The 22,528-nt window shown below is 45.9% G+C and carries 20 protein-coding genes; 6 read left to right on the top strand and 14 right to left on the bottom strand.

The genetic code is table 11. The features are described from left to right. Positions 1 to 51: 51 nt before the first annotated feature. Together ONT19_RS08280 and ONT19_RS08275 are read right to left on the bottom strand one after the other, a co-directional pair. Positions 52 to 2,193 (bottom strand): M3 family metallopeptidase, encoded by a 2,142-nt coding sequence (locus tag ONT19_RS08280; RefSeq protein WP_437183478.1) that lies wholly within the window; start codon positions 2,191 to 2,193, stop codon positions 52 to 54. Between the two features lie 62 nt (positions 2,194 to 2,255). Further along, a complete protein-coding gene (locus tag ONT19_RS08275) occupies positions 2,256 to 3,395 on the bottom strand; it encodes an MFS transporter (RefSeq protein ID WP_264952752.1) in 1,140 nt (379 codons plus the stop codon). Positions 3,396 to 3,676: 281 nt separating this feature from the next. Between ONT19_RS08275 and ONT19_RS08270 the strand changes: the two genes are divergently transcribed. The 3 genes from ONT19_RS08270 (at position 3,677) to ONT19_RS08260 (ending at position 6,768) form a co-directional block, all read left to right on the top strand. Further along, positions 3,677 to 4,090 (top strand): hypothetical protein, encoded by a 414-nt coding sequence (locus ONT19_RS08270; protein WP_117728931.1) that lies wholly within the window; start codon positions 3,677 to 3,679, stop codon positions 4,088 to 4,090. A gap of 166 nt (positions 4,091 to 4,256) precedes the next feature. Next, positions 4,257 to 6,380, top strand: coding sequence for a TonB-dependent receptor plug domain-containing protein (locus ONT19_RS08265; RefSeq protein ID WP_264952753.1), 2,124 nt, complete (start codon positions 4,257 to 4,259; stop codon positions 6,378 to 6,380). Between the two features lie 58 nt (positions 6,381 to 6,438). After that, positions 6,439 to 6,768 (top strand): heavy-metal-associated domain-containing protein, encoded by a 330-nt coding sequence (locus ONT19_RS08260; RefSeq protein WP_117693922.1) that lies wholly within the window; start codon positions 6,439 to 6,441, stop codon positions 6,766 to 6,768. An 89-nt stretch (positions 6,769 to 6,857) separates the two neighbouring features. Here the strand turns inward: ONT19_RS08260 and ONT19_RS08255 are convergent, their stop codons facing one another. From ONT19_RS08255 to ONT19_RS08220, 8 genes are all read right to left on the bottom strand, one after another. Then, complete coding sequence (locus ONT19_RS08255) at positions 6,858 to 7,259, bottom strand: N-acetylmuramoyl-L-alanine amidase (protein ID WP_118064062.1); 402 nt, start codon at positions 7,257 to 7,259, stop codon at positions 6,858 to 6,860. 41 nt (positions 7,260 to 7,300) lie between these two features. Further along, complete coding sequence (locus tag ONT19_RS08250; protein ID WP_264952754.1) at positions 7,301 to 7,726, bottom strand: DUF5675 family protein; 426 nt, start codon at positions 7,724 to 7,726, stop codon at positions 7,301 to 7,303. Positions 7,727 to 7,858: 132 nt separating this feature from the next. After that, positions 7,859 to 10,354 carry a YfjI family protein gene (locus tag ONT19_RS08245; RefSeq protein ID WP_264952755.1) on the bottom strand — a complete coding sequence of 832 codons (2,496 nt, stop codon included), beginning with the start codon at positions 10,352 to 10,354 and terminating at the stop codon, positions 7,859 to 7,861. 12 nt (positions 10,355 to 10,366) lie between these two features. Continuing rightward, positions 10,367 to 10,777, bottom strand: a complete 411-nt coding sequence (locus ONT19_RS08240) for a hypothetical protein (RefSeq protein WP_118064065.1) — start codon at positions 10,775 to 10,777, stop codon at positions 10,367 to 10,369. 108 nt (positions 10,778 to 10,885) lie between these two features. Continuing rightward, positions 10,886 to 11,167 carry a DUF3127 domain-containing protein gene (locus ONT19_RS08235; protein WP_118415287.1) on the bottom strand — a complete coding sequence of 94 codons (282 nt, stop codon included), beginning with the start codon at positions 11,165 to 11,167 and terminating at the stop codon, positions 10,886 to 10,888. 143 nt (positions 11,168 to 11,310) lie between these two features. Next, positions 11,311 to 11,601, bottom strand: a complete 291-nt coding sequence (locus ONT19_RS08230) for a hypothetical protein (protein WP_153083287.1) — start codon at positions 11,599 to 11,601, stop codon at positions 11,311 to 11,313. 299 nt (positions 11,602 to 11,900) lie between these two features. Further along, entirely contained in the window at positions 11,901 to 12,806 is a 906-nt protein-coding gene (locus ONT19_RS08225) for a hypothetical protein (RefSeq protein WP_118066034.1), read from the bottom strand. A gap of 12 nt (positions 12,807 to 12,818) precedes the next feature. Then, on the bottom strand, positions 12,819 to 13,745 hold the full coding sequence (locus tag ONT19_RS08220) for a hypothetical protein (RefSeq protein WP_118066036.1): 927 nt from the start codon (positions 13,743 to 13,745) through the stop codon (positions 12,819 to 12,821). Positions 13,746 to 14,834: 1,089 nt separating this feature from the next. Here ONT19_RS08220 and ONT19_RS08215 point away from each other — a divergent pair. Together ONT19_RS08215 and ONT19_RS08210 are read left to right on the top strand one after the other, a co-directional pair. After that, complete coding sequence (locus tag ONT19_RS08215; RefSeq protein WP_218434646.1) at positions 14,835 to 15,509, top strand: HU family DNA-binding protein; 675 nt, start codon at positions 14,835 to 14,837, stop codon at positions 15,507 to 15,509. 97 nt (positions 15,510 to 15,606) lie between these two features. Beyond that, positions 15,607 to 15,702 (top strand): smalltalk protein, encoded by a 96-nt coding sequence (locus ONT19_RS08210; protein ID WP_153072405.1) that lies wholly within the window; start codon positions 15,607 to 15,609, stop codon positions 15,700 to 15,702. 251 nt (positions 15,703 to 15,953) lie between these two features. Here ONT19_RS08210 and ONT19_RS08205 read toward each other — a convergent pair whose 3' ends face one another. From ONT19_RS08205 to alaS, 4 genes are all read right to left on the bottom strand, one after another. Next, the gene (locus ONT19_RS08205; RefSeq protein ID WP_117727456.1) at positions 15,954 to 17,159 is read right to left on the bottom strand and encodes an ATP-binding protein; all 1,206 of its coding nucleotides are present in this window, start codon (positions 17,157 to 17,159) and stop codon (positions 15,954 to 15,956) included. Positions 17,160 to 17,296: 137 nt separating this feature from the next. Next, a complete protein-coding gene (locus tag ONT19_RS08200; protein WP_264952756.1) occupies positions 17,297 to 17,806 on the bottom strand; it encodes a gamma carbonic anhydrase family protein in 510 nt (169 codons plus the stop codon). A gap of 58 nt (positions 17,807 to 17,864) precedes the next feature. Continuing rightward, positions 17,865 to 18,989, bottom strand: coding sequence for an AAA family ATPase (locus tag ONT19_RS08195; RefSeq protein ID WP_264952757.1), 1,125 nt, complete (start codon positions 18,987 to 18,989; stop codon positions 17,865 to 17,867). A 335-nt stretch (positions 18,990 to 19,324) separates the two neighbouring features. After that, the gene (gene alaS / locus ONT19_RS08190; protein WP_264952758.1) at positions 19,325 to 21,988 is read right to left on the bottom strand and encodes an alanine--tRNA ligase; all 2,664 of its coding nucleotides are present in this window, start codon (positions 21,986 to 21,988) and stop codon (positions 19,325 to 19,327) included. Positions 21,989 to 22,165: 177 nt separating this feature from the next. Here alaS and ONT19_RS08185 point away from each other — a divergent pair, with 177 nt between their 5' ends. Then, entirely contained in the window at positions 22,166 to 22,513 is a 348-nt protein-coding gene (locus tag ONT19_RS08185; RefSeq protein ID WP_022121419.1) for a MerR family transcriptional regulator, read from the top strand. Positions 22,514 to 22,528: the final 15 nt, after the last annotated feature.

Here is a 22,528-nt window from a genome sequence, read left to right as displayed (position 1 = left end):
TCATTAACTTATGGCACACCCTCTACCTGTTTCATATCGTAATTTTATGCATTATAAACCTCTTGCTTTCAGGAATCCGGAAGCATCTGGCTTCTCCATACCTGTAAAGTCGGTAAACATTTCCATCTGGTCCTTGGTGTTGCCACGGCTCAGAATCTTATCGCGGAATGCCTGACCAACGGCTGGATCTAAGGCACCATGCTTTGCAAAGTAGTCGGCGATGTTCACAGCCAGCACCTCTGTCCAGAGATAGCTGTAATAGCCTGCAGCATAACCGCCGCCCCATACATGGTTGAAGTATGATGTGCTGTAGCGAGGAGGAATCTGGGTGTTGAGCAAACCGATGTTGTGGAGCTCTTCCTTCTCGAAGGCGCCTGCCATATAAGGTGAAGGCACCTCTTCTTCGCTAATCTTGTGCCAGGCAAGGTCAAGACAGGTAGCAGCCAGATTCTCGCCCAGTGAATAAGCGGTCTGGAAGCTGATGCTCTTCAGCATGCGCTCTTTCAGATCGGCTGGCATCGCAGCTCCGGTCTCGGTATGACGGGCGTAATGGTCGAATATCTCCGGAATAGAAGCAAACGATTCGTTAAACTGGGATGGCATCTCTACGAAATCGCGGGCAACGGCTGTTCCTGAAAGGGTATTGTATTTGCAGTCGGAAAGGATTCCGTGAAGTGCATGACCGAACTCATGGAACAGGGTAGTAACCTCATCCCATGTGATGAGAGATGGCTGACCCTCCGGTGCCTTGGCATTGTTGCATACATTATATATAATAGGCAACTGGCTGCGCTGCTTGCTCTGCTTGGCAAAGGCACTCATCCATGCACCGCCACGCTTGGTAGGACGGCGGAAGTAATCGCTGTAGAAGAGGGCGATTGGCTTGCCGTTCTTGTCGCTCACCTCGAATACCTTCATGTCTGGGTGATAGGTTGGGATATCCTTGCGCTGCTTGAAGTTCAGTCCGTAAACACGATGGGCGGCATAGAATACACCATTCACCTGTACGCTGTCGATGTTGAAGTATGGCTTGATCTCATCATCGGTAATGTTGAGCATCTCCTTCTTCATCTTCGCAGAATAATAGAAGCGGTCGTATGGCTGCAGCTTGAAGTCCTTGCCTTCAGTCTTCTGTGCATACGCTTCTATCGCCTTGGTTTCAGCATCAGCCTTAGGAGCATATTCCTTGATGAGCTGCTTCAGAAAATCATCCACATTCTTACTGTTCTTAGCCATCGTCTTTTCGAGCGAATAGTCGGCATAGTTGTCATATCCCATCAGTTTGCCCTTCTCGGCACGCAACTTGGCAATCTCGGTTACGATAGGGAAGGTGTTGAATTTTGGGTTGGTTCCGTCGGCACGGTGGATGCTTGCCATATACACCTTCTTGCGCAGTTCGCGGTTCTGGAGATTGGTGAGGATAGGCTGCTGGGTGGTGTTGATGATGACGATGCAGTAAGGCGCCTTGCCTCCGCGGCTCTCTGCATCTTTCTTGCATTGTGCAATGTCAGCATCGCTCAATCCGGCGAGCTCTTCCTTGCTGTTTACCCAAACCACGGCGTTGTTGGTAGCGGCAGGAAGAAGATTGCCCCATTCCTGCTGTAACTCAGAGATGCGGGAGTTGGTCTGCTTCATGCGCTCCATCTTCTCGGCAGAAAGAAGGGCACCTGAACGTACAAAACTCTTATAGATAACCTCAGTAAGGCGCTTGTCTTCGCCCTTGAGCTTCTTATATTCGTTGTCGTAAACATACTTGATGCGCTCGAAGAGTTTCTTGTTGAACGAAATTTCATTGTCGAGTTCGGTCAGCAATGGGGTAGCCTTCTTTTCGGTTTCGGCGATGCCCGGAGTTTTGTGGGCACTGGTGAGACCAAAGAAGATGTTAGTCACCTTTTCGAGCAGCGCACCGCTCTCCTCATAGGCGAGGATGGTGTTCTGGAAGTTAGGCTTCTTCTTGTTGTTTACAATCTTCTGGATGTTGGCACGCTGCTCTTTGATAGCCGCTTCGATGGCTGGCAGGTAATCGCTCTCCTGAATCTTGCTGAAGTCAGGAGCACCGAATGGAAGACTGCTCTTTGTTAAAAGAGGATTCTGACGGTTACCGCCCGCAGTCTGTGCGAACGATGAGGCTGGCATCTGCAGGAGTGCTGCGGCCAAGCCCAGGGTAAGGAAAGTCTTGTTAAGTTTCATCATGTTTCTTTGTTTATTTGAAATTCTTTTGCAAAGATAATCATTTATTTCGGATTATCGCATTTTTATTCATATTTCTTATGGAAAACCAGCAGACAGATGGCTCCTGCCAATGCCATCGGCACACCGATAAGGGCAGGGAAGTTGTATCCCAATCCCATCGCAACAGGAATACCACCGAGGAAAGCTCCCATGGCGTTACCCAGATTGAAGGCGCCCTGAATGCAGCAGCCGCCCAGCATTTCGCCACCCTTGGCATGCTTCACGATGAGGAATTGCTCAGGCGATCCGATGCCGAAAAGACAGGCGCAGCAGATGAACATCAGCACCACAGATACCCAGCCGAAAGGGGCGAGGAAGAAGGTGAACAGAAGTGCAGCTGCCGCCAGAAACTGGAGATAACAGGTAAAGCGACCCGGCTTGAAGCGGTCGGCAAGCAAGGCGCTCACCTGATTGCCTACTACCATTCCGCCGCCTGCAAGAATCATCAGCAGAGAGATGCTGGCTGCGCTGAATCCGCCCTCCATCTGAAGCAGCGGCGAGATATAACTGAACCAGCAGAGGATGCCGCCATTGCCCAGGAAGGTGGCTGCGATGATGAGCCAAGGAGCCTTGTTGCGGAGGAAATGGAACTGTGCCTTCATACCGTTGTTTGGCAGTGCTTCTACATCCGGAACCCATCTGTGAATCATGTATAAGGTGATGAATCCGAGCACGATACAGCTGACAAAAGGTACTCGCCAGCTGAACATGTGACTCAGGAAGGTTCCCACCGGCACCCCCAGTAGGTTGGCCACTGGCATACCTGCGCACATCATCGCCACGGCATTGGTTCCCTTACCCTCTTTGGCTATCTTCACCGCCACGATGGTACCCGTTCCGAAGTAGGCGCCATGAGGCAGACCTTCTATAAAGCGGGCGCAGAGTAAGAGCCAGTAGTTAGGTGCTACTGAGGCGATGACAGCTCCGAAGGTGATGAGCGAAGCCAGGAACATCAATATCTTCTTGGGATGATACTTGTGCATGAGTATCAGCGAGAAAGCTCCGGCGCAGACGCCGAGTGCATAGATGGAGATGAGATGTCCTGCTTCCGGGATGGAAACGTTCATGTTGTGAGCGATGTCTGTGATGATGCCCTCGATGATAAATTCAGCGATGCCCAAGGTAAAGGTACCCAGCGCGAGTGCAAATAGTCCTTTTTTCATTTGTTCTTATGAGTCAATATTATCCTTAAAAAATAGTTTCTCTCTTATTTTATGTCTTTGTAAGACAATAGTTTCAGAAATTCGTGTGCAAAGTTACTCATATTCCCTTTATCCTGCAAGTTTTCTCGCAGGAATATAGTAAAGATTAACAGAAAGTGTGGGGGCATTCATGCTCATTCAAGAGCTGTTAAAGGTTATTAAATTATAGGGGTATTAAGTTATTGTTTTGATGGAAATGCTTAATTTTGCAACTTGAGAAAAGAAAGGTGCAAAAAATAGGTATGAAACGTTCGCTCAACATATTGATGGCTTTGATGCTCTCGCTCATGGTGGTTTACTTGAGCGTGGGTACTACCGTCATGCACTGCCTTCACTATGACAAGGTGATGGTGGGTATGGTGACTGACTGTTGCGTGAAACGTAGCATGCACCATGATTGTTGCCTAGGCAAGCTGGGCGCACAGGTGAACAAACATTGCATGGAAGTGGAGCTGGTAAAACTATCGCCTACGGTCTCTATCCAGCACTTGGATTTCGATGCAGCACCAGTGTTTGCAGGCATCGTGCCAGCCCTTTGGCAGACGTTGCCTCGTCCTGTTATCTGTAGCATTCAAAAGGCAAGATATTGGAATCAAAACGTTCCGCATTCGCCTCCAAGGGCTTATCTTGCCCTCCTTAACATCCTGATTATTTGATTTTTCCATATTTGCAAATAGGTTGCAAAAGTTTTTCTGTACTTTTGCAGCCAAGATTGTCGTATGCCTATCCCTATCAGTAAAATCTTAGGGTTGCATACATATATAAAAATGGTAAAATCATCCGAAGCGAAGATTTAAGATTCGGATAAAAGGAAATATATTTATGTATTCAAGATATATATTGCTCAGTGCCTTGCTGGTTATTGGTGCTGAGACTTATGCAAAAAACAATAAGACAGAGGTTGTGTCTCTGTCATCATCATATAATAATTCTGTAGAAAATAACTCTGTAGATTCCTCCTCTCAGGATTCCATCTTCAAGGACGAGACCTTGCAGGAGGTGAAGGTGGTGGCTCGCAAGTCGGGCACTTCCCGATTGGCTGGTGCCGTGAATGGCATCGCCGTGAATAAGGATGAGCTCTTCAAGGCGGCTTGTTGCAACCTGGGCGAGAGTTTCACGACCAATCCATCGGTGGATGTGGCTTATAATGATGCCACGACGGGCGCAAGACAAATCAAACTCCTTGGTCTTTCGGGCACTTACGTACAGATGCTCACCGAGAATCTGCCGAATTTCCGTGGTGCAGCCATCCCATACGCCCTGGGCTATGTGCCGGGACCTTGGATGAAAGGCATTCAAGTATCCAAGGGTAGTGCTTCGGTGAAGAATGGCTATGAGTCGATTACAGGTCAAATCAATGTGGATTACTTGAAGCCAGAGGATGAGCAACAGGTGGAGGTGAACCTCTTTGGCGATACCAAGAGCCGAATCGAAGCAAACGCCGATGCCAACGTTCATCTGTCGGATAAGTGGGCAACGGAGATATTGTTGCATCATGAGAATATCCTCAAAAACCATGATGACAATGGCGATGGTTTCTATGATATGCCAGGCAGAGAACAATATAATGTACAGAACCGTTGGCTGTATAAAGGCAAGCACTACATCTTTCATGGTGGACTTGGGGCTTTAAAGGAGATTCGTACCAGTGGGCAGGATGAGGAACATGTTCATAGTGATGATATTTATCGAATCAAGCTCCATACCAACCGCTATGAGGGTTATATGAAACATGCCTTCATCCTCAATCACGAGCATGGCACCAATATTGCCTTCATGTCCTCGGCTTCGATGCACCAACTCGATGCCCAGTATGGCAACAGGTTCTACAACCTCAATGAGAAGAATCTCTATGGCTCGCTGATATTTGAGACCAATTTTACTCATCAGCACAATTTGTCGGTAGGTTTGAGCGTCAACCATGATTACCTGGGACAGCGCGCCAATGTGAATGTTTCTCCAAGACCGGCAGTAGGGCAAGAAGACTCTCCTTATCTTTTGTCGGAGATGCAGAGAATGAACGAGAAGGAGACGACTCCTGGAGCATACGCCCAATACACCTATACGTTAGGCACGAAGTTGACAGTGATGGCAGGTGTCCGTTTCGACCATAGCTCTATCTATGGCAATTTCTTCACCCCTCGGTTCCACGTGAAGTATTCGCCTGTCGATGCCATCAGCATCCGCTTGTCAGCAGGTAAGGGCTATCGCACGGTATTTGGCTTGGCAGAGTACAACTATCTCTTGGCGAGTGGCAGGCAGTTTCAGATTACGGGTGATGGACTTAAGCAAGAGGAGGCTTGGAACTATGGTATGAGTACCGCTTTCTACATCCCGATGTTTGGCAAGACACTGAAACTGAACGCTGAGTATTACTATACCGACTTCAAGAATCAAGCGGTGGTGGATTATGATGCCAACAAGGGGCTTATCTCCATCTGCAATTTGATGGGCAAGTCTTATTCGCACACCTTCCAGATAGATGCCTCTTATCCATTGCTGAAGGGCTTGGAGATAACAGCGGCTTATCGTCTGAACGATGTGAAGTGTACCTACGATTATGGCAAAACCTTGAAAGAAAAGCCATTGACCAGCAAGTATAAGGCGCTCTTCACGGCTTCCTATAAGACTCCACTTGGCCTATGGCAATTTGATGCCACCGTGCAGTTGAATGGTGGAGGCAGAAATCCTGAGCCTTACCAGTTGGCAGATGGAAGCCAGTCATGGTCTCCTCGTTTCCATAGCTTCGGGCAAGTGAGTGCGCAGGTTACGAGATGGTTCCGCCATTGGAGCATCTATGTGGGAGGCGAGAACCTGACTGGTTTCAAGCAGAAAACTCCTATCTATGGTGCCAGCAACCCATGGGGAAGCGATTTCGAGCCAACCTTGGTTTGGGGACCTGTAGAGGGCAGGATGTTCTACGCAGGAGTGAGAGTACACTTTTAAGGGAGAATGTTGAATGTTAAATGTTGAATGTTGAATTATTAAAGCAAATAGAAAAGTTATGAAGAAGATTTTAGTAATGTTCACAATGATGATGGTGGCAATGGTAACCTTTGCCAAGGACATCAAGACCGTAGTGTTCACCACAACCCCACAGATGCACTGTGAGGCTTGTGAGAATAAAATCAAGAGCAACCTTCGCTTTGAGAAGGGTATCAAGAGCATTGAAACTTCTGTGCCAGACCAGACAGTCACAGTACAGTATAATGCTGACAAGACAACCCCAGAGAAACTCCAGAAAGGTTTTGAGAAGTTTGGCTATAAGGCTCGCATCCTGAAAGATGGCGAGAAGGTCGAGAAGAACACTGGGGAGAAGTGTGACTTGATGTAATTCCTGCTGCTCATCATAAAACACATTCGTTCTACGTATGGCGCACAGGTAATAAGTATAAATAGGGAACGCAGCGCGTTCCCTATCTGTTAGCCCCACTCCTTCTTCACATCAAAGCAGGGGCAAGCTTTGTTGGCAAATTCATTATGACCATGAATCGTGGCTAATGGATATTCCTCCTTCAGCTGCTCGATGAGCGAGCGCATTGCTGCTTTCTGGTCTCGGGTTCTTGTATCCTTCGGCTTGCCTTTCTTTGATAAGCCGCCGATGTAGCAAATGCCTATACTGATGGAATTATGGCCCTTGCAATGGGCGCCAACCTCCTCTATCGCACGTCCTACATGAATGCTGCCGTCACGATAAATCACGAAATGATAACCTATGCAGCGCATTCCGCGCTCCCGGTGCCAGCGGTCAATATCCGCTACGGTGAAGTTGCGACCTTCCTTGGTCGCACTGCAATGAATAATGATTTCCTTTATCTTACGCATGATATTGCTATTTTAAATGAATGAATGTTAGGGTGGAAATCCTAAAATGCTATCGAGATTTCATCACTACCCCAATCTATGATACGTAACTTGATACATTCCATCTTTTTAGAAGCCTTCCTTAATCGTTCACAAAGTCGGTCGAAGTATTCCTGAGAATGAATCACCAGCCCAGAGGCTACAGCCTTACCCAGAATGATGCATCCATATTTCAGCGTCATCGGACCATTTCCGGGCTTGAGACAAGGAGAATTGATGCCCACTTCCCAAACAGCCTGTCCCTTCCTCAGGATAACAGGCATTTTCCTACTCTTATTAGCTATAGAAACAAAAGCTATCTCATAGTCTCCTGCAGGCAAATAACGCTCAGGATGTTCTATGGTATTACAAACTTTCGTACCCTTTATTACTAATGTGCCATCTACTCCCCATCGGGTAAAGCGACGGCGATAAATGATTATTTCCATAAATATCAAAAAATTAAATTGATTTATTGATAGGGCCATTAAGGATTTCCTTACTGAAAATCCTTAATGACCGAAAATGACCGTGACCGTTAATGACCGGATGTATTAATGGTCACTTACTTTAAACCACTATTATACTGCAGGTTGAACCTTCTGGTAACGCATATCGGGCAGCACACCTATCAATCCCTGCCGCTTCCAGTTTTTCAACATCTGTCTAACAACCTCACGAGTTACGTTTGCCCCCTTTACTGCTATACTTTGCTGTAATGCCTGTTCAAAGGAAAAAGTAACGTCAAGCCGCTCGAAGATGGAATCATTTTTGCCGCGTCGGGAACGATCATAAGTCGTCTGACCGCAATAACTCTTGGATGAGAATGCATCCTCTATGCGACTGCGGAAGAAGTAGAGTGCATTGTCCAACTGATAATCTGCCAGGATATTGAAGGCTTCGAGCATGGTTGGTGTCTGCGTCTTTACGATCATTTCCTTCCATAACAGCGGATTCTGTTTCAGCTGCTTCTCGGCACCCTGAAAACCATGTTTCTGAATCAGCGTCTCGGCCACCTTACAGAGCATGATGCAGGTCATCATTCTCATCGTGGTAGGACAGATACGGAAACGCTGGCGGGCTTTCACCTTGTCGTCATTTTTCATGGTCTCCAATCGTATCTGTTCCAGCCACTCCCTGCCCTTATTCTCCAACTTAGGCAGAACCACCTCGCCCTCCATCAGGGGCAAGAGATGAGCTATCTGCCGTATGTGCTCACGTTGAGTTTCGGTCAGCACAAAGAGATTGTCTGTAAGCGGAGTGAACGTGTTGTCCGGCGTTCGCGCCACGACAATATGGCTTTGGAAACCATCCGTATAATTGTTCACTACTCGATAGAGTGCATCTGGCGTTCCGCACATCACAACGTTCCACAAAAGATGTTCAATATGTACATTCACCGCATCTGCACTTCTTGCCTCGCGCTCATAGCTCGTTCCGTCGTAAGCCTGTCTTAACATGACAGAAAAATCGCTCATAGCCGATTTCCACTTCTGTGCTACAGTGTCAGCTTCCGGAGTGAACGAGAAGGCGTGCTTGCCTTCAGTATTAGCCAGTCGTTCTGCAAGGTTGGCCACCGTATTATTTAAAGTAAGACATCTTACAGGCAGCTTTGGTTCTTCCGGTTGCTCCTTCTTATTCTTGGCCGCACGCTTCTTGGCTCTCCATTCATCCTCCTGCTGCTGATACATTTTGTCCATCTGTTTCACTTCCGAAGTCCAGGTATCAACCACAGGGTCGATGCTTCCCTTGCCTGATGCAAAATCACCGGCGATGTAGGAGATAAGGTTCAGCGAGTTCATCTTGCCGTGAACGGAAACCTTCACGCCGGTAGCAAGCATTCCGATGGCAGGACAGATGGCTGTAATCACTGGCATTGCCAGAGCCGGTCCAACAGCACTGATGGAATCACGCACGCCTTGTGGCATCTTGGGTAAAGCATCGTAATAGAACAGATCATCCTTGGCGTTAGCTTCGTCCAAGGCATTCACCAGCGCCTCGCTGTCTTCATCTGCATTCCCGTTCGAAGCCCCCAGTTTCAGTTTCTCCTGTCTCAGCGCAGCCAGCACATCCTTCAGTCGCTTAGGCATTTGCGTGATTTTCTCGTTCAATGCCGAGTTGATGCAAGCCATCTTTTCCTGCTCGGGAAACCCATCGTAGCAGGGAATAATCTGAGCCAGCAGATTGCGGTCAAAACCACAGATGTGGCGCAGGTTCACAGCCAGTTCGAAGGTCAGCGTATTGCGGTTGGAGCGCATCGGTTCCTGCCCATCATTATACATCTGCCACCACTTCTTAATGATTTCCCCATAAGGAATCCCGAGATAATTGTCCTGAGCAGAAGAAGTAGTTGAAGTAGCAGAAGTTGACGCAGCAGAAGTAGAATTTCTCGAATTCTTAAATTCCTGACCCTTAAAAACCCCTGGAGAATCCTTCTTGAATTCTTCCTTCCAAGGCTCATAATGCTTGTTTGCCTTGTGCGCTCCTTCCGGCAGTTCCTCCTGTCCGTATCTTTCACGCTCTTCTAGAACTTTCCCTTCAGCAGCCACAGCAGCCTCATCGTAAGCATCCTTGAAGAGTCGTGGCGAAAGGAAGAGCAGATCTTCGCCATCCGATGTGGTAGTGAAGTAAACCCGATTAATATCGTGAGCCGAAGTATCCATTTCGCACTTGAGCATCGTAGCAATCCGCACCTGATTCTCCAGAACCGTCTTGCCCTTTTCACGCTCAAACACCGCATGTCCGCCTTGTCGTGCACTGCGTTCCAGCATCAGCAGTCCGTACTTGTCCGGTTCCTTCAGCAGCAGCTTGGCAGCCTTGGCAAAAGCCTCCGGCTCATCCATATCAAACCCGAAAGCACCGCTTGGCAGTTTCATTCCCTTCACCACGCCTTGCGGATAATGGCCGGAATAATTAAACTGCACCAGTCTTCTTTTCGCAGCATCGTTTCCGGCACGAGCCAGACGCAAATTCGCCTTCTGCTCGTTGCTTCCACGCAGCTGCTTATACTCCTTTTCCGAAGTGATGGAGCGGGCAACCTTGTGCCCATTCTCCACCTTTATTAAATAACAACTCATCTATCTTATTACTTATCGTTTTAATTGATAATCCACTAAAGCATCAGCCCCTTCTGCTGACTCAACAGTCAGCGTTTGGGCGATGTTGAGTCCCTCATGGCAGAACACCTTCAGCGTGAGCTGAATAGCCCCATCCTTGGTCTTGCTCAAACGACCATGCGCCAGTTTCTTAATCAGTTCCGACTGGCTTTTCGGCTTAGAAACTGCTACGAAATCAAATGTTCCGTCTTGCATTTGCTGAGCCACGCCATGACGGCGAAAAGCTTCTACAACACCCTGATTTACAGAATCAGGACTGAAGAGGAAATACTGCTTATCATCATAGTAAGCCATTCCACCGAGCTGCACATGCTGGCAGCCGTTATTATTCACCTGCTGGTTCTGAACATTGTTCTGAACCTTATTATTTTTCTTTGCACTCATAAAATCTTAAATTAAAATTGAAGATGAACGAAAGAAGTGTCGTAAGTTTCAGTTTGCGCAAATTATCCCGGGACAATTCTCACGCCACCTATTTCAATTCAAGATTAATTACTTGCCAAGTTTCTCAATGTCCGTAACCAGGATATCCTGATAAACCTGACCATTATACTCACGAGTCGTAAACCGGAGCGTTACCGCCACCAGTTCGCCCTGAGCATACTTACACTGGGCCATATTACCCAGCATTGCCGCAGCATACTGGTTCTCATACTTGCCGCCCATCTCCTGGAGAACGATGTTGCATTTCATCATCTGTCCGTTCTCACTTTTCTGACTCTGTACAGCGAAAGCCTCGCCCTGCTGCACCACTCTCATAAACATTCCGTTCATAATCTATAAACCGCAAGGTCTAACCTTCCTTTAAGGTTTTCTTTAATCCGCCCAACCTTGCTAAAGCTGGTGCAAAGATAGCAACACTTTCGATGCGGCGGAATAGTTGGTGAAAGAATGCCCCCTCATCTTTTCACCACTTTTTATTTCAGCTCTGCTTCAAGGATGTTTTTCATCACGATAAGCAGGCTGACGGCTCCGTCGCCCCCACAGGCCATTCGCCGTTCATATTCCTTATTAATAAGGTCGAAGAAGAGTTTCAGATAGAACCGCTCCGTAGCTTTCTTCATCTTCTTCCCGTCTCTGATATTCCTCAGCGTAGGATAGTTGATGCTGCTGTCGAGCCTTGCCAGTTTGCTGTGCGTATAGCCCAACTTGATGACGGCTTCATAGGCAATGCCCAGAGCCGTAAGCTGATGTTTTTTTTCTGCCATGATTCCTGATCGGTTTGCGAGAGAAGCCGTGGATTCCCGATGGCCATCTTCAATCACGTTGTGAGGTTCCCCGCCTCCGCTCAGGTTAATACTAAAATAAAAAAACTCGGAAATGAGAAACTGATTCCCAAATCCGAGCGCAAAGATAAGAATATTAGTCTGTAGATAAAAATACGCATAAAAAAATTAAGAGGCTATTTCTTATCAGCAACTTATCTGCTGGTAATCAGACAGAAAGCGGGCGCTGACAGAATTATTCCATCAACGCCCTCATTATCTTTATCTGTAACAGCTGCTTTTTATCCGATTGCAGATAATATGAATTGCTTTATTTTAGCATGCATTTCTTTGGTTAAAGTAGTATTACTGGATCCAAAATCGGCATGGTTTCCAATATAGGCTCTCACGTTCACTCCTACTGCATCGCTGATTGTTTGGATACTTCCTGCTAACACGAAACCATCACCATAAGGAGTAACATGCAATATGCCAAGAACATTCGCTACTAGCTTCAGATTATGACCCCATTTATTGTTTCGAGGTTGTTCCTTTTTGAGCAAAAGGGAAATTTCTTGTTCAGCACAAATATTCCTCCAAATATTTTTGTAAACATCCCAGTCTATATTCAGAAAGCCTCTGATTCCCCGTGTGAGTTTCTCTATCTCTTCTACCCATCTCTCCACCTTTACCTTAGCTTCTTCGTCCATCAATTCCAAAGGAGATTTCACATTCAAATAGTCTGTTACGGGTAAAATAATCTTATTTCCCTCGTTATCGTAGCGTCTGCTTTTATATGCCGCGATTAATTTCACAAAAAAAGGCTTATTCTTCAAACGACGAGCCAAGACCATACAGACAGCCCGGTTAGGATTACGCTCGGCAGCATCATCCTCTTCATCTGGTGCTGCATCACACATCTGGGTGAATAGAACCGTAAGAATGATTATGGCGGTGGACTCAGACTGGTGCCGTTTCACGAGATCTCCATAAAGAAATTCTACCTCATTATCACGATGTTCCTTGATTGCAGACAGCTTCTGGCGAATCATTTCCGTTTCACTCCATACTTCTACAGCATTTAGACCATTCAGTTGTTGCTCAAGCAAACAGAGAATCCATGTCCAGGTTCTAAACAAATCATCGCCCCTATAACGGGCACGTAAGGAGGTAAGTCTCTCCTCCGAAAAACGTTCAAACTTTTCCATCCCCTAATCAGCTTAATGAGTAAATGTATCCGGCATATCCTTCATAAAACTCTTCACCTTATCCATAGCAGATTGTCCCATGCCAGGAATCGGCTGTGCTCCGATTACCAGATTATTAAACACCTCAGAATCGAGTTCACGCACCACGAATTGGTTTTTGCCGCATAATATAGCCTTTCCTTTTTCACCATTTGGAAGCATCTTTATCCATGCTCCCGCTCCTGATGCGCCTGCAATAAGTGCAGTCTGGCGCGAATTTTCCGGATCGATTTTTACCGCACCACCTTCGTTTGCACCGAATGTAAAATCAAGATCACTATCCCAATCCTCACGGGCAGTTTTGAGATATTTATCCATCACTTTGGTCAGACGATCTAAATTGAGATGAGGGAAATGAAAAGTCACTTTACTGAAGCCATTAGGGTATTTTTTCAGCATATCCCAAAACACATTCGAACTGTAAACCGCAGATAGTTCAACCTTCAACAGTTTACTCTTCAGCAGTTTGCAGAAGGATGCTTCGAGAATATTAGCCACAGTTTTTGTATGGCTGAAAGCCGTAGATTTTCGCTCTATGGCGATGCGTTGGATTCCTGGGCGATTGTCGATGATGACCAGACAATTTCTATAATCAGCATATTTTTGAGACTTCAGGTGTTCGTCGGTAATCGTTACGTTTGTAACATTTGCCACACGCATTACATAGACATTATCTTGTGGTTTCACTATTTGTTTGTGCCAGTATGGTTTCTTTCTGGCATTCTCAAACGGGAATGGTTTCTCGAAATCAGTCAGCAAAAGCTCTTCAAGCAATTGCTGGCGATTTTCAAATGATTCTTGCACATTTACTTTTACCCAGTCGGGGAACTCAAGTTGATATTCTTCGTTAGGTCTTATGATGCGTAAGAAATTGTAGTTGTAAATTGCAAATCCAGACATGGTCTTCTATGTTTATTTATTTGTTTATAAGTTTATTCAAGTTTGAATTTTATATTTATAGCCTGCTTTTTATAGCAGAATTGCCTTCAAAGGTACAAAATAATTGCGAAACATCTACATTTTATTATAAATATTAACACAAAAATGTAGAAAAAGACTTACCTAGGGATTTTAACCTTTTATACAAGGAAATAAGTATAAAAGCTGATTATGTAAATAATGCTTACCGCCCAAAACAGAGCAATAGTAAAGGAAGAAACTATGCAAAGGATAATGATATAAAACATACTTATGATAGTTATGTTCGATATTTTTACTCTTCTATATAAAGAAGCAAAAGAACTGATATCAAAGTGGTTTTATAGATTTCCAAAGGGAAAAACGCAAAAATGCTCTTCCTCACATCAATTCATGCTCCAAAGAAAGGGCATTTATGGCAGAAATGAGAGCGAAGGGAAGGCGAAAAGTGGGGCAAAGAAGCAACAACATTGTAGGGAAAGGACGCTGACATATGTAGCTTATTCCTATACATTTATATACAGACAAAAATAAAAATGCTTTATTATAAATCATTAATGCAGAACAAATTACAAGTACAGTGCTAGCATTAAAAGAGTATTAATTAAAGCCTCAAAATCCGGTCATTAATGCCCGGTCATTTTCGGTCATTAAGGTTTTCGGGGGCGAAAAAGAGAGCTATAATATAATATTAAAATATTTAATATATATTATAGGGGCTAAATGACCGGAAGTGTTTTTTCTTAATGACCGATAATGACCGGTCACTAATGACCGGATGCAGCCCGTTGCCATGAATCTCTTCACCTACTCTCGAAAGGCTCCATTTCACAAGATTCCGGAAAACTGAATTCAAGTGGCCGGAAAAGTATTGCTTCCTACAGCGCTTTTTCGTACCTTTGCACCAGCAATCGAAAGAAAGCTATTTTGTACCTAAAGGCGGTCATCTATGAAGACCGAGACAGGGAACAAAAGATGACAGGCGCCGGTCATCAATGAAGACTCTGAAAAGGACAAGAAAAAGCATCTGGGAAATTGTGATTAAATAAACTCTTTAAAGCATAACATAGTATGATTAATTACAGCATCGTAATGCGTAGCGTGAACGCAAATCTTCTGGAAATCAACCAGGCTAAGTCACGCATCAACCAGGCAAAGAAGGAGGGTAAGACCCCTGACCCAAAGGACCTGGAACTCGTGAAGACCGAGAAGCAGAACGCTTTCGCCATCTCACAGTACACCGACATCATGACCATCGAGAAGTTTGCTAAGCACATCACCTCTCATGGTAGTGTTTATTCGAGAGCCGACATCAGCGCCATCCTCTACATTGCCGTAGACTGCATGCGTGAGATGTTGCTTGAGGGCAAGAAAATCCGTCTGGGCGACCTCGGTGATTTCTCTCTCCTTCTCACCTCAAAGGGTGCCGAGGATGCCGACAAGTTCACCGCACAGAACATCACCGGTGTGAAGGTTCAGTGGGAGCCAGGTCAGGAGTTCAAGAACCTTCGCGATGACGCCGAGTTCAACCTCGTAGCCAGCCGTAGTGCTCAGGCAGCCGTTATCAAGGCGATTAAGGAGGGTAAGACCAACGTTGACCTCAACGCGCCAACTACTCCGGATAATACGCCAGGCGGTTCTACCCCAGGTGGTTCAAACACCGGCCAGACCGGCAGCGAAGGCCAAGGCTCTGAATCTGGCGGCGGTACTACCGGCAAGGACGATACTGGCGACGGCCTTGAATAGTCCAAGGATAGACTGGCTAGGGTGCTAGCCCCTAGCCAAGCCTATCCACCCCCAAAAAAGTCAACATTCAACACTCAACATTCAACATTCAAAAAAAATGAAAGCGAACACTTGGAAAACAATTCTTCAGATAGCCATCAGCATACTGACCGCTATCGCTACTACGCTCGGAGTAACGAGCTGCATGGGATAAAAAACATGGAGTCCACCTTATTATAATAAGCAGACTCAATCATAAATGAAAAACGACCGCTCACTTCAATACGAGGAGAGCGGTCTTTTTCGTTCTACCGAGAATTCCGGTCATTAAGGTCACGGTCATTTTCGGTCATTAAGGATTTTTGGGGGTTCAAAATGCGAATACACTGTGTGCGCAATTGATTACCGTTGAGAGTGCCCCGAAGGTTATGGCAATGGCTATGTAATAGTTTTGCTCTATCGTTTTTATATTCCTTCTGTCAGGAATTTGCGAAGATGCAGGTGCGTGATGCCGTCATCATCATTTTTGGTGAGCAGAGGGGTCATGGAGATAACGTACTTCGGGTAGTTGTCCTTGATGGCACGGAGATTGCCAAACTCACGCTCTCTGGTTGCATCGTCGGCTATGATATAGGAAGCTTGCACGTAGATGCGTTCGCCTCCTGGCTTGGTACAAACAAAGTCGATTTCTCCAGCTTGCAGTTGTCCTACATAAACTTGATAGCCCAAGCGTATGAGGTTCTGATAGATGATATTCTCTATCACTTTCTCAATGTCTCCTTCACGTGTTCCCCCGGCAATGGCATTTCTAATGCCGTTGTCTTCAAAATAAAACTTATCGTTGGTTTCAAAGATACGTTTGCCGTGGATGTCATAGCGGTTCACCTTGTGCAGGATATAGGCTTCACAAAGGAAGGATATGTAATTGGTGATAGCTGCCGAAGCAATGGATTCTCCTTGAGATTTCATATATTTGGAGATACTGTTGGCTGAAATGAGTTTACCTGTATTATCAGCAAGGAAACGCACCAGGTTCTCTAAAAATGGCACGTTTCTTATCTGGTTGCGCATGATGACATCCTTAAGTAAGACGGTATGGTAAATATCCATTTGATATTCACGTGCATCATCCTCTTCAAGACCTATCTTTGCCAGACCAGGCAGACCACCATACTGAATGTACAGAGCAAGTGCTTCGTCATTATCTGATAGTTGATGAAATTCCAGAAACTCGTTATAGCTCAGCGATTGGATATAGATTTCCTTATATCTGCCACCGATAAGAGTGCTCAGTTCATTGCTCAGCATGCGAGCATTGCTACCTGTGATGATAATGTCGGTGTTGGGTTCTGTGCGATAACTTCGGATGGAGCGTTCAAATTCCCTGATGTCTTGTATCTCATCGATAAGGATATAGTTATGTTTATCGGATAAAAAGTGCTCTCCGATATAGTCGTTGAGATCCTGATAGGTCTGAATGTTGTCAAACTCTCTTTTCTCCTTATCTATAAAGATGATATTGTTGCAGTCATCTGCCTTCTTACGGTCACGAATCATCTTCATCATGTAGCTTTTTCCTACACGACGTTGACCTACTAATACGATGATAGTCTCCTTACCAAGATACCTTTCTATCTTGTCGATATATGATTGACGAATAATAGTTGCCATATTTTTATCACTTATAAATGAAATTTTCTGCAAATATACGAAAAGTTTCACTTATAAGTGATAAAAGTTATCTATTTTTAGTTTTTATAACTTATAGATGGTATCGTTTCAATGATATTAAATGCTCGTTGTAACAATTAATCTTCCTTCAGATACCAGTCTTTGATGTATCCGGAATAATGCTTGGCAAATTCTTCGGCTTGTCCGGGAGCGCAAGCTTTCACCTTCTTGGCTGGAATACCCGCCCAAATCTCATGTGCAGGAACCTTGGTGCCATGGGTAACTACAGCACCTGCAGCAATGATAGCTCCTTCGCCAATATCAGCCTTATCTAGCACGGTGGCATTCATACCGATGAGTGCGCCTTTTCTGACTGTGGCTCCGTGGACGATGGCACCATGTCCCACTGATACATCATCCTCCAGAATGCAAGGCATCGTACCGGTTTGATGGATGCAGGCGCAATCCTGCACATTTACCCTGTTTCCACATCTGATGGCATCCACGTCAGAGCGCAATACCGCACTATACCAGATGCTGCAGTCATCACCAAGAATACAGTCGCCGGTCAGTACTGCGTTCTCAGCGATAAAACAATTCTTTCCCCATTGAGGAGTCTTTCCCTCTACAGTCATTATAATAGCCATATTAATATGTATTTAAATTTGGGTGCAAAGGTAACAAAAATATTGGAATCACCTTATACTATTTCAGATACTTCTTCAGCCACAAATCGAAGAACTTGTCATATACCACGTAGGCATCATCCTGCTGGGTGATGAAATCCTTCTCCAGCAATCCCTTCAGGGCGGAATTTACAGAGCTTGGCGACGGGAGATGATATTTCTTGGCAAAGGCTCCGCTCTTTACGCTTCTGGCTTCGCCCTCTGCAGAGATGGCGATGAAGACATTGCGCTGCTTTTCCGGCATCTGGCGTAGAAGGGTCTCGTAGGTGTCTGATGCCATGTTGAGATTGTAGTTGATGGCGTCATCTACCATATCCAGAGTGCAGGTACCTTGTTCGGGAGTCTTGAGGAAGAGAACATTCATTACTCGCTGGATGTATGAAGTGACACCACCGAAACGGGCGAAGAGTTCTCCGATAATGGCAGTATCTAGATGTTTGTTGCGCTCCTCGAACTTGGCTGTGGCAAACTCCTTGTATTTCTCCACATCCAGAGGCTTCAGGTTCATCAGCGTCACGCTCTGATAGAATGGGCGGGCAGGAGATGTGAACATTTCTGCCATCAGATGGCGGTGAGAACCCGAGAAGATGAAGTGGGCATTGGTGCAACGCTGAATGTAGGTACGGAGTAAAGCTTCTATGCGGTTGTCGGCATAGTTGGTGATTTGCAGAAACTCGTCGATGGCAACAAGACATGGCTTGTCGGCTTGGTTGAGATAAGAGAATATCTCATCAAGCGTAATTTCGGGATTTACTATGTTGCCGATGCCTATTCCCCAAACAGGAGCCCCGTTGATATCGAAAGAGATTTCTGAACGGAGAGAAGAGAGTGCTATCAGGAATTTCTCCCAAGCGCTTCTGCCTTTAGGGCGAAGTTCATCAATAATGGCTTTGCCGAACATATTGACCAGATCGCTGACGGAATTGGTTGAATAGATGTCTATGATAAAAGTATAATAATCTTTTTGGATGACTGGCTGGGCAAAGCAATGGTGAATCAGCTCTGTCTTTCCGATGCGTCGAGGGGAAATCAGAGCCATGTTATTCTCATTGGTCAGCATCTCTGTGATGTGCTGGGTTTCTTCCACACGGTCGCAGAAGTATTCCGGACCGGCGTAACCATTTGTGACAAAAGGATTCTTCATTACCATATCTATACCTTATTATATATTCAACGGCTGCAAAGATAATGCAAACGAGCGCAATGTAAGCTTGCTTACAAATTGCCGAGTGCAGCTTATCTTCTGCAAAGATACAACTTTTATTCCGATTATCATAAAGTGATTATCATAAAATGATAATGAAATAAGGAATTTTATCATTTGATGATTATCATAAATTGATAATTATGATATGGAGACCCCTTTAATGTCAACAGAAAAAGGGCTGCAATCCTCGAAAAGATGGATTGCAACCCTTTATACCTTATTATATATAAGAGTTAAGATAACTCTATCATATATTCAAATGTGGAAGCTTATTACAGCTGAGCCAACTCTACAACCTTATCTACAGCAGCGCTCAAGCCGTCTTTGTTCTTACCGCCAGCCTGGGCATAGTGAGGCTGACCGCCACCGCCGCCCTGAATCAACTTGGCAGCTTCGCGAATCATCTTACCTGCGTTCAAGCCGTGATCCTTAACCATATCATCGCTGAACATTACGCTGAGCATAGGCTTATCGTTATAAACAGAACCTACCACGCAGATCATGTTCTCTGGCAATGCCTCGCGAACCTTGAATACCAAATCCTTGGCAGCTGCTGGCTCCATTGGCAATACGGCTGTAACAACCTTTACGCCGTTGATTTCTCTTGCATTCTCTACAAGCTTATCCTTGGCACGCTCTACAGCCTGAGCCTGGAACTTCTCAACATCCTTCTTCAAGGCATCGTGCTCGTCGATGTACTTTCTGATAACACCCTCGAGATCCTTGGCGTTGTTGAACAAGCCCTTCAACGCTACGATGGTATCCTGCAAACCGTAGATAGCCTCCTCGCAAGCCTTGCCTGTCAATGCTTCGATACGGCGGATGCCGGCTGCTACGCTGCTCTCAGAGATAATCTTGAAGAAACCAATCTTACCGGTGCTCTTGGCGTGAATACCACCACAGAACTCGGCTGATGGACCGAAGCGAACCACACGAACCTTGTCGCCATACTTCTCGCCGAAGAGGGCGATTGCGCCAAGCTCCTTAGCCTCCTCGATAGGAGTATCGCGGTGCTCATCCAATGGATAGTCGGCACGGATCATCTCGTTTACCATGTGCTCTACCTTGCGGAGCTCCTCATCAGTTACCTTCTGGAAGTGAGAGAAGTCGAAACGCAAGGTGTCCTTATCTACATAAGAACCCTTCTGCTCTACGTGGTCGCCCAAAACCTGCTTCAGGCAGTAGTCGAGCAAGTGGGTAGCTGTATGGTTGGCTGCACTTCCCTCGCGGTTCTCGATATCTACGCAAGCCATGAAATCAGCGTTTACATCCTTTGGCAACTCCTTTACGATGTGGATGCTCTGGTTGTTCTCGCGCTTGGTGTCGATAACCTGGATGGTCTCATCCTCGCTAACGAGTACACCCTTGTCGCCAACCTGTCCACCCATCTCACCATAGAATGGAGTGTTGTCGAGTACCAACTCATAGAAAGAGTTCTTCTTCTGAGTCACCTTGCGGTAGCGCAGGATGTGGCACTCATATTCTGTATAGTCGTAACCTACGAAGTTCTGGTCGCCTTCCTTCAAAACTTCCCAGTCACCGTTCTCTACGGCAGCAGCATTGCGGGCACGCTCTTTCTGCTTCTTCATCTCCTCGTCGAAGCCTGCAGCATCTACGGTGTAACCTTTCTCACGGCAGATAAGCTCTGTCAGGTCGAGAGGGAAACCATAGGTATCGAAGAGGCGGAATGCGCTCACGCCGTCGAGCTGAGTCTCGCCATGAGCCTTGAGCTCGTCCATATCGCCATTGAGGAGGTTGATACCCTTCTCCAAGGTGCGGAGGAATGAATCCTCTTCCTCTTTCATCACGCGGGTGATGAGTTCCTGCTGAGCTGGCAACTCTGGGAAGGCTGCACCCATCTGCTCTACCAATACATTGACGAGCTTGTACATGAATGCCTGCTTCTGGTCGAGGAATGTGTAAGCGTAACGTACGGCACGGCGCAAGATACGTCGGATTACGTAACCTGCCTTGGCGTTGCTTGGCAACTGACCATCGGCGATAGAGAAGGCTACGGCACGGAGGTGGTCGGCGCAGACACGCATAGCGATATCAATCTTCTCCTGCTCATCCTTGCCCTCGCCATTCTTACCTGTAGGAGTAGTGAAGCCATACTTCTTGCCAGAGATAGCCTCGATTTCCTTGATGATTGGCTGGAAGATATCAGTATCATAGTTAGAGTGCTTGTCCTGCAACATGCGAACCAAGCGCTCGAAGCCCATACCTGTATCGATAACGTGCATTGGGAGAGGTTCGAGAGAACCGTCAGCCTTGCGGTTGTACTGCATGAACACGATGTTCCAGATTTCGATGACCTGAGGGTTATCCTTGTTTACCAACTCACGGCCTGGCACCTGAGCCTTCTCCTCTGGAGTACGAGAATCCACGTGAATCTCTGAGCAAGGACCGCAAGGACCTGTTTCGCCCATCTCCCAGAAGTTGTCGTGCTTGTTACCGTTGATGATGTGGTCGGCTGGCACGTGCTTAGCCCAGTAACCTGCAGCCTCGTTGTCGCGTTCCAGACCTTCCTCCTTGCTACCCTCGAATACGGTAACGTAGAGATCGGCAGGGTTGAGTTTCAAAACTTCAGTAAGATACTCCCATGCCAAATCAATGGCACCCTCCTTAAAGTAGTCGCCGAAGCTCCAGTTACCGAGCATCTCGAACATGGTGTGGTGGTAAGTATCGTGACCCACCTCTTCGAGGTCGTTGTGCTTACCGCTTACACGGAGACATTTCTGAGTATCAACACGACGAACATCCTTGCCTGGGTCTTTCGTACCGAGGATGATGTCTTTCCACTGGTTCATACCAGCGTTTGTAAACATCAGCGTTGGGTCATCCTTGATAACCATAGGTGCTGATGGAACAATCTTGTGGCCTTTACCTTCGAAGAATTTCTTGAAGGATTCGCGCACTTCATTAGCTGTCATCATATCTTTTTTATATTTATCTTTAATTTCTTTTTCCTGTTTTGGAGAGGGGATTGAGAGTCCTCTCAGAAAATATTTTTGCCCTTTAGGGCATTTTCTTCCGAAAATCTTTGCAAAGATAAGAAGAATTGTTTAATTTTGCAACTAAATTAATTATTTTTGAAATTAAAGACGGAAAAAATGGCAATAATTCCAGATAAAACAACGAAATTGTACTATTCTATCAAGGAAGTAGGTGAAATGTTTGGTCTAAACGACTCAACGTTGAGATATTGGGAAAAGGAGTTTCCTTTTCTCAAGCCGAAGGTTGCTGGCAACAAAGTGCGTCAGTATACTGATAAGGATATTGAGCAGGTAAGGCTCATCTACAACCTTATCAAGGTGAAGGGATTGAAGATTGCGGCTGCCCGTAAGTATCTGAACCAAAACAGAACGGGTGCCGAGAAATCTTCTGAAGTTCTCGACACCCTTATTTCTGTAAGAGACCAGCTCAAAGAACTCAAAAAGCAGCTCGATGGACTGGTTTAAGACTTTGAGCTTTGA

Source organism: Segatella copri, from assembly GCF_026015625.1.
Classification (GTDB): Bacteria; Bacteroidota; Bacteroidia; order Bacteroidales; family Bacteroidaceae; genus Prevotella; species Prevotella copri_H.
This window is presented reverse-complemented; position numbering and strand designations above follow the sequence as displayed.